The organism is Oscillospiraceae bacterium (genome assembly GCA_035353335.1).
Classification (GTDB): domain Bacteria; phylum Bacillota; class Clostridia; order Oscillospirales; family JAKOTC01; genus DAOPZJ01.
In genome coordinates this window covers 1-7,212 of sequence record DAOPZJ010000085.1, presented here as the reverse complement: position 1 = coordinate 7,212, position 7,212 = coordinate 1, and the positions used below count along the sequence as shown (strand labels likewise).

Genomic DNA, 7,212 nt, shown 5'->3' with positions numbered 1-7,212 from the left:
CATTGCGCGTCCGTTTCGAACAAACCGGGTCGTCTGAAAGACGACCCCTACAACGGGCGGCCAATAGCCGCCCCTACGGCGTATTTTCATCAAAAAAAGCCCCCCACTGTATTCGTAGGAGAGCTTTGTTTGGCTTATTGCGTATTTAATTTATGGCATTCACCTTTTAAGGCGCGATATCCAAAAACTGAAGGTCGGGGTTTTTTTCTTCTGCCCTTTGCAGGACCCAGCGACCATTGAACAGGAACACCGGCCGCTCCCGCGAATCCGTTACGCGCATAATATCGCTTGAATACGGCAGCAAGTCACGTGAAGTTTCGGGAGAAGTCCAGCGCGCATACTGCGCGGGAAGCGGTTCCACATGTACGTTTACGCCGTATTCGCCCAACATGCGATACGCCAGCACTTCAAGCTGGAGTTCTCCGGCAACGCCCACGATATATTTCTCAACCCCGTAATCGGAATTGCGAAACACCTGGATCGCACCTTCCATCATCAGCTGCTCCATCCCTTTGGTAAACTGCTTGCGCTTGCTGATTTCGAGGGTTGACACAATGGCAAAATGCTCCGCCGGGAACATGGGGATGGGATCAAAGCTGAAGGGTTCCTTTGCAGTGTGAAGGGTATCCCCCAAATTAAACGTCCCGGCATCAAATACGCCGATAATATCTCCTGCATAGGCGTCCTCAACCACGGTGCGGTCCTGCGCCAAAAACTGCTGGGGCTGGGCAAGGCGTACCTGTTTGCCGATGCGGACGTTATAAACACTCATATCTTTTTCGTATCTGCCGGAGCAAATGCGGATAAATGCCAGCCGGTCACGATGTTTCGGATCCATATTCGCCTGTATTTTGAAGATGAAGCCGGAAAACTGATCATCCGTCGGCTCGATCATCCCCTTGTTGGTGTTTCGCTTACCGGGCGGAGGAGCCATTTTAATAAAATCCTCCAGAAACTGCTGAACACCGAAATTGGTCATCGCACTGCCGAAGAACATGGGCGTCAAAGTCCCGTCGAGAACGCGCTCAATGTCAAACACATCGCCCGCTGTATCGAGCAGAGCAATGTCCTCCCGCAGCGCTGCTGCCGCTTTCGCCCCGATAAAGTCATCAAGCGCGGGATCGGCGATATCAATCTGGCGGGAGGCGAGCTTCTGCGTGCCGTGGCTGCCGGAGGACTGAAACAGCTCCAGGCGTCCCAACGGGCGGTTGTATACCCCTTTAAACTCGCCGTTCACCCCAACCGGCCATGTCACCGGATAGGAGCGAATGCCAAGTGTTTTTTCCAGCTCGTCCTGCAAATCAAACGGATTTTTACATACGCGGTCCATCTTGTTCACGAAAGTGAAAATCGGAATTCCGCGCTTTTTGCAGACGTGGAACAGCTTTTTTGTCTGTTCCTCCACGCCTTTTGCGCCGTCGAGCAGCATCACGGCGCTGTCGGCAGCGATCAGGGTACGGTATGCGTCCTCGCTGAAATCCTGATGTCCGGGCGTGTCCAATATGTTGATGCGAAAGCCCTCATAGTCGAAATTCATCACACTTGAGGTGACGGAGATGCCGCGCTGCTTTTCGATCTCCATCCAGTCGGACACGGCATAACGGGCTTTTCTGCCTTTGATGCTGCCTGCCTCTCTGATCGCGCCGCCGTACAGCAAAAGCTTTTCGGTCAGGGTGGTTTTCCCCGCATCGGGGTGGGAGATGATGGCGAAAGTTCTGCGCCGCGCAATTTCCTGTTTGCTGTTTAACACTTGGGTTTGATTCTCCTTAATTTGCACACGTAATGATTTTATGATTTGGATGCCGATCGTTAAAAAAATTAAAAAAACAAAGGCGATTTAGCCCCGCAACCGAACCATTTTACTCTATGGGGTGGTTTTCGTCAATATCTTTTAATTCCGGTTTTTATTTGTAAGTAAAATCGAACCCAAAAATGTTTAATAGATTGTTTTTGGCGTGATCTTTAATGCGACGCGCCCGTCGTTCCTGTAGGGAAAGGCGGGATGTGGTCATCCCGCCCTACAATTCGGAAAAACCTCGTAGGGGCGGCCATTGGCCGTCCGCGTTGCAAGGGTCGGCTTCCCGGACGACCCGGCGGGCGAATCTTCGCCCGCTCGGAAAGGTCAAGACCTTTCCCTACAAGAACGGTGGATGGGTTTACATCCCCCACAACTCAAACAGCTTGTCCTTGGAGCGTTTCGCGGCTTCGACCGGGCGGATTTCGAAGTTGACCCAGACATTTTCGGTCACAAACGGCTTGAACAGCGTAAAATCGACAGTGCCGCTGCCGACTGCCTCATGTGAGCCGTTTTTATTGATGTCATGGATGTGCATTTCACGCAAATACAGCTGATGTTTTTCGAAAAACAGATAATCATCTTGGATCAGTGTGCCGTTTTTGTACATTTTCCCCGTATCCAGCGTTAAATAGAGTTTTCCGGTGTCGTTGATCAGCTTGCGGACGGCGCTGCGCGAGACCGCGTTCAGACCGCTGTTTTCCACGCAGACCAAAACGTCGCCGCTGTGTTCGGTCAGCACCCGAAGATTTTCATATAACACCGACTCGTAATAGACGATATGGGAGTCGTCGGATTTTTCGCCCGCCTTGCGATAGCGCGGATAATCGCCGGTGTGAAAGGTCATGTGCCGCGCGTTCAGCATGTCCGCCTTTTCGAGAATCCGCTTGAACTGGTCCAAAATACCCTGCCGGATCAGCGGATAGTCGCAGAATAAACTGACATTGTCGCCGGGGGAGTGAAAGGTGATCGCAATCTCTTTTTCCCCGGCGTATTCGCGGATGCGCGCAAGGTCGTCCGCCGTGAGATCATCGAGGAAAAACTCCGGCACGCCCAAATCGAACTGCACAAAGCCGAACCCGTTCGCCTTCGCCGCGTCAATCCCGTCGAAATAATTCTTTGCATATACCGCATGATAGCCGGTTTGCATGGGTGTTACCTCCGTAATATGTCGTAACAATGTAGGGGCGAATCGCATTCGCCCGAAGATGGTATGTAGGGGCGAATCGCATTCGCCCGCCAATTTCGTAGAAAGGGTCCTAAAATGCGGGCGATACGGGCGTCGGCCCGTTGGAATCGCCCTACATAAACGGTCAAGGCCATTCCCTGCAATTATTATTCCGCCTCTTCGGCAAGCGATTTTGCCGCCAGGGCAACGCCGATTTCTAAGTACTCGCGCACGTTCGGCGGGTATGTCCCTTTTACCGAGGCCTCGATGCTCATGACGCCGTCGAAGCCGATGTCGCGCAGCGCATGGCAAAACGCGCCCCAATCGGTCACGCCCGTATAGGGCAGCCAGTGCAGATCTTCGCGCCCGTTGTTGTCGTGAACGTGCAGGGTGCAAAGGTACTCTTTCCCCAAAAGCCGCACGGCGTCGGAGGGCTGTCCAAATACGGCGCAATGCCCTGTATCGAGGCAGACGCGCATAAAAGGGGAATCGATTTCTTTGACGAATTTTAAAATTTCGTCAGCCCGCGCAAGTGAGAGGGCGGGCATCGAGGTGTTCTCAAGGCAGAGAACGGTGCCGCATTTACGCGCCTCCTGCGTGAGCAGCGAGTAAAATCGCAGATTGATCTCCCACAGCTTCTCCGGCTCGGGATCGCTCTGCCAGCCGTAAGGCATCAAGGGGTGAACGGCAAGGTATTTACAGCCGAGCGCAGCAGCGCCGTAAAGCGCTTTCACCATCTCCTCAAACCGCTTTGCGCGGTCTTGCTCCGTCGCATCCTGCAGCGGGTAGCGCCAGGGTCCGTGGGCCTGAAAAATTTCAATGCCGCTTTCTTTTGCGTTCTCGCGAATGAACTTCAGTTTTCGCTCAAACTCCGCATCAGAGCAGGTGAAAAGCTCGTTTTCCGCGTCTCCGAAACTTTGAAAGTCCACACAGTCGAAGCCGTGCATTTTCATGCGGGCAAAATCGCCGGCATTGGGAACCGCTTTGAAATAACCGGTGGATGAAGTTCCGATTCTCATATATTCTCTCCTGTTCTATGCTATCACAAAATATCAACCGCAAAAATTCGCGCCTCGGGGCAGCCGTGCGTTTTTAACGGGGTAAACCGGACAGCCGACGCAACCGCTACAAAACGGTCGACGACCAGCCGTTGATGGTTGTCCGTGACCTTTGCGACCGTTTTCCATTCACCGTCCTCCCACACCTCGACGCGGTAGGATTTAACCATCGTATCGGGGAACTTGGTCGAAGTGTCCCCGCGTTCGAGATTGCAATTCATCCCCATTTTGCGCCGCCCGTCGCGGTCTCCGATGGTCTCCCGGCGCAGGTCGGAATCGAACACCATGCGAATTCCGTGTACGGCGCGGGTGGATTCAAAGCTGAATGTAATGCTTTCGCCCAATTTCCCGACCCATTTGTTTTCGCTGTCCGGCAGTTCGCGGTCGATGCCGTTTCTTAAAATCTCGGCGCTCTCCGGTGAAATTGCGGCCTCCAGCGTCAACGGCGAGGGCTTGCGCCGGTTAAAAGGCAGCGTCGCGTCGTCCTCCAAGAGTTGCTCTTTCAGCTCGCCGAGGTGCGCCAGATAGATGCCCCGGGGGGTTACGGCATATTTCACGCAGAGGGCGGCCGCCGTTCCGACGGCTTGTCCTAACACCGCGCAGGTCGCCATCACGCGGCTTGAACTCATCGCCGCATGGGTTGCCGAGATGTTGCGGCCCGCAAACAGCAGGTTATCGATATTTACGGAGTATATGCACCGGTAGGGGATGCCGTAGAGCGACGGGGCGGGATGATAGACGGTCGGAGGGCCTTTGTGGCGAAATCCGTCGGGGTGGTGGTCGTCCATCGGCCAGCCGCCGTAAGCGACAATATCTTCAAACCGACCCTCGCTGCGGACGTCGTTCTGTGTCAGAACATGATCCCCGATATAACGGCGGCTCTCCCGTTTTCCGGGCAGCATGCCCACCCAGTCAACGCCCCAGTCGTCGGCTTTCACCTCGCCGCTATTTTTGACATAATCGACAACGCCCCAGGTCAGCTTTTGCAGGTCATCCCGGATTTCCTCGGTGTCGTGAATGGTGTCGCGCGTGCCGCCCAACTCCATCCACCACCAGTTTTCCAAAGGGACGGACGGGTCGGCGCTGCCCCGGTTTTCAAGCTGCTCTTTTGTGATCTTTTCCGCCCAAAAAGGCGGTTTGAACTCGATTTTGCGGTCATATTGACGCATCTGCATCAGGCAGCTGAGCCCCATCGTCTTCTTGTCGGCTGTCTCGGGGGCGATGTCCTCGCCGTACTGCGCGCTCGATTCGCGCCCGACGGTGAACGCGGCGCCGGATAGTGGCGCGAGGATGCTGTCACCGGAGCAGTCGATGAAATAGTCCGCCGTGACGGTATGCCAGGTATAAGTCGTCAGCTGCCAGCCGCGCACCGAGGCGATCCGGCTGTCGGAGGCCATCGCCAAGCCGTTGCAGCTGCAGTTCAAAAGCAGATCGATATTCGGCTCAAAACGGACCTTTTCATATAAAATGCTGTCCCGGATCGAATAATTGCGCTCGGGGTTGCGCCACATATTTTCGATGTTGATTTCCTCGATCAGCCCGGTTTCGCGCATCCCGCGAGCGCCGCCCACCCACATCCGGATCTCCGACGAGGCGTTGCCGCCCAATACGGGCCTGTCCTGCATCAGCACGACTTTGGCGCCCCTGCGCGCCGCCGAGATCGCGGCGCACATTCCGGCAAGCCCGCCGCCGACGACGCAGACATCGGCATGATGCAGAATTTCTCTCAAATTCATCGCTGATCTCCTTTATGATCCAGCATAAACTGCACATTCATGCTGTCTTTTCTTGAATGGTCGGGCGAGAACGCGCAGAGCAGAGCAACGGCTTTACCGCCGTCAAAAACCAACTGCGGGCGCTCCAGCGCATCGGCGTGCTGCCGTTCTCCGTCCGCCCGAATAAAATCCAACGTAAACGCGAGCGGATTCGCGGACGGCTGCCAGTCGACGCCGTCGCCGGATTCAAACAAGGCGACGGACACGGTACCGATTTTGGTGAAATAACCGTGAAAGTCCTTGACGAGCGCATAAAAACGCCCGTTTTCAACCCAGATAAAGGGGTCTTCGACCGACCACGGATTTTCGGGATTGACCATGATCGGGCCTTTGAGCTTTTCAAACGGCCCCATCGGATGCTCCGCCCGGGCGACGCCGCAGACCACCGCTCCGCCCGCCGGAGGTACGCCCTGTGCAACTCCTTTATAAACCATATAGATTTTACCGTCGCCGCCGACGGTCACGGTCGGATTGCTGACCATCAGCCCGTCAAAAGAACCGGGCGTCACATCGATCACCGGGGTATCGGACGAATGCCACGGCCCCGCCGGATGCTTTGCCCAGGCCGCTCCGATGCGCTGGTTGTTTCGATGCGACCACCGGTGCGCATCACACGGAACACAACCGGCTTGTCCGCCCGAAGCACCGCTGTTTTGCATAAAGTAAAGATAATAAAAGCCGTTGTGCCGAAGCATGGTCGGATTGTGAAAAACCTCCGCATGGTTTCCCAAAAGAGTGATTTCTCCGGTATATCGGTACGGCCCGTCGGGCGAATCGGACACCGCATGACCGAGAACGGAATCCGTCACCCAGGCGTCAAAGCCCTTTTCTTTGGGCCATTTTGAAAAAATCATATGGAAAAGGCCGTCGTCATCCTTTTGCACCGTCGCACACCAGACGAAAAACTCGTCCAGCGCGAAAACCGCGTGACGCTGCAACGGCAGGATTTCGGAATAAAAATTCATCGTTTCACCTTCCGGCTTGGTTTGGTTCTTTCAAAATATAAACTTTTCCCGATTAATTGTCAATTGTTTACGGTTAAGGTAGGGGTGATACGGGCACAGCCCGCTGCGTTCGTCCGCCCCTACTTTTGCTGTTGTCATTCCACCGTGACCGACTTGGCAAGGTTGCGCGGCTTGTCGATGTCGCAGCCGCGCTGTAAAGCCACATAATAGGCAAACAGCTGCAAAGGAATAACACTGAGAGACGGCAGCAAAATCGCATGAGTCTCGGGCACCGTGATCACGGCGTCGGCGATCTTGCCCATTTCGGTGCTCATGCCTGTCGACGTGACTACCATTTTACCGCGCCCGTAAACGGCGGCGCTGCCCATGTAGACCATGTTTATGCGGTCGCCGAGCGTTATGTCGCCCTTGGAGGAATCAAGTACATCGGCTGTTTTCTCAACCGGCACCG

The 7,212-nt window shown here is 54.9% G+C and carries 6 protein-coding genes; all 6 read right to left on the bottom strand.

Annotated features, from left to right (window positions below; genetic code table 11):
• Positions 1 to 166: 166 nt before the first annotated feature.
• Positions 167 to 1,750 carry a peptide chain release factor 3 gene (locus PKH29_12125; protein HNX15585.1) on the bottom strand — a complete coding sequence of 528 codons (1,584 nt, stop codon included), beginning with the start codon at positions 1,748 to 1,750 and terminating at the stop codon, positions 167 to 169.
• A 406-nt stretch (positions 1,751 to 2,156) separates the two neighbouring features.
• Complete coding sequence (locus tag PKH29_12120; protein ID HNX15584.1) at positions 2,157 to 2,945, bottom strand: TIM barrel protein; 789 nt, start codon at positions 2,943 to 2,945, stop codon at positions 2,157 to 2,159.
• A gap of 185 nt (positions 2,946 to 3,130) precedes the next feature.
• Complete coding sequence (locus PKH29_12115) at positions 3,131 to 3,982, bottom strand: sugar phosphate isomerase/epimerase (GenBank protein HNX15583.1); 852 nt, start codon at positions 3,980 to 3,982, stop codon at positions 3,131 to 3,133.
• Between the two features lie 23 nt (positions 3,983 to 4,005).
• Positions 4,006 to 5,757, bottom strand: a complete 1,752-nt coding sequence (locus PKH29_12110) for an FAD-dependent oxidoreductase (GenBank protein ID HNX15582.1) — start codon at positions 5,755 to 5,757, stop codon at positions 4,006 to 4,008.
• Positions 5,754 to 6,761 (bottom strand): glycoside hydrolase family protein, encoded by a 1,008-nt coding sequence (locus tag PKH29_12105; GenBank protein ID HNX15581.1) that lies wholly within the window; start codon positions 6,759 to 6,761, stop codon positions 5,754 to 5,756. Before PKH29_12105 ends, PKH29_12110 begins: the two co-directional genes overlap by 4 nt.
• A gap of 134 nt (positions 6,762 to 6,895) precedes the next feature.
• On the bottom strand, positions 6,896 to 7,212 hold a 317-nt coding region (locus tag PKH29_12100; protein HNX15580.1), incomplete at its 5' end, for a hypothetical protein.

Bases quoted from the DNA above. Each gene is read 5' to 3' on its own strand.
- PKH29_12120 (HNX15584.1), bottom strand. From the start codon at position 2,945: ATGCAAACCGGCTATCATGCGGTATATGCAAAGAATTATTTCGACGGG.
- PKH29_12110 (HNX15582.1), bottom strand. From the start codon at position 5,757: ATGAATTTGAGAGAAATTCTGCATCATGCCGATGTCTGCGTCGTCGGC.
- PKH29_12105 (HNX15581.1), bottom strand. From the start codon at position 6,761: ATGAATTTTTATTCCGAAATCCTGCCGTTGCAGCGTCACGCGGTTTTC.
- PKH29_12115 (HNX15583.1), bottom strand. From the start codon at position 3,982: ATGAGAATCGGAACTTCATCCACCGGTTATTTCAAAGCGGTTCCCAAT.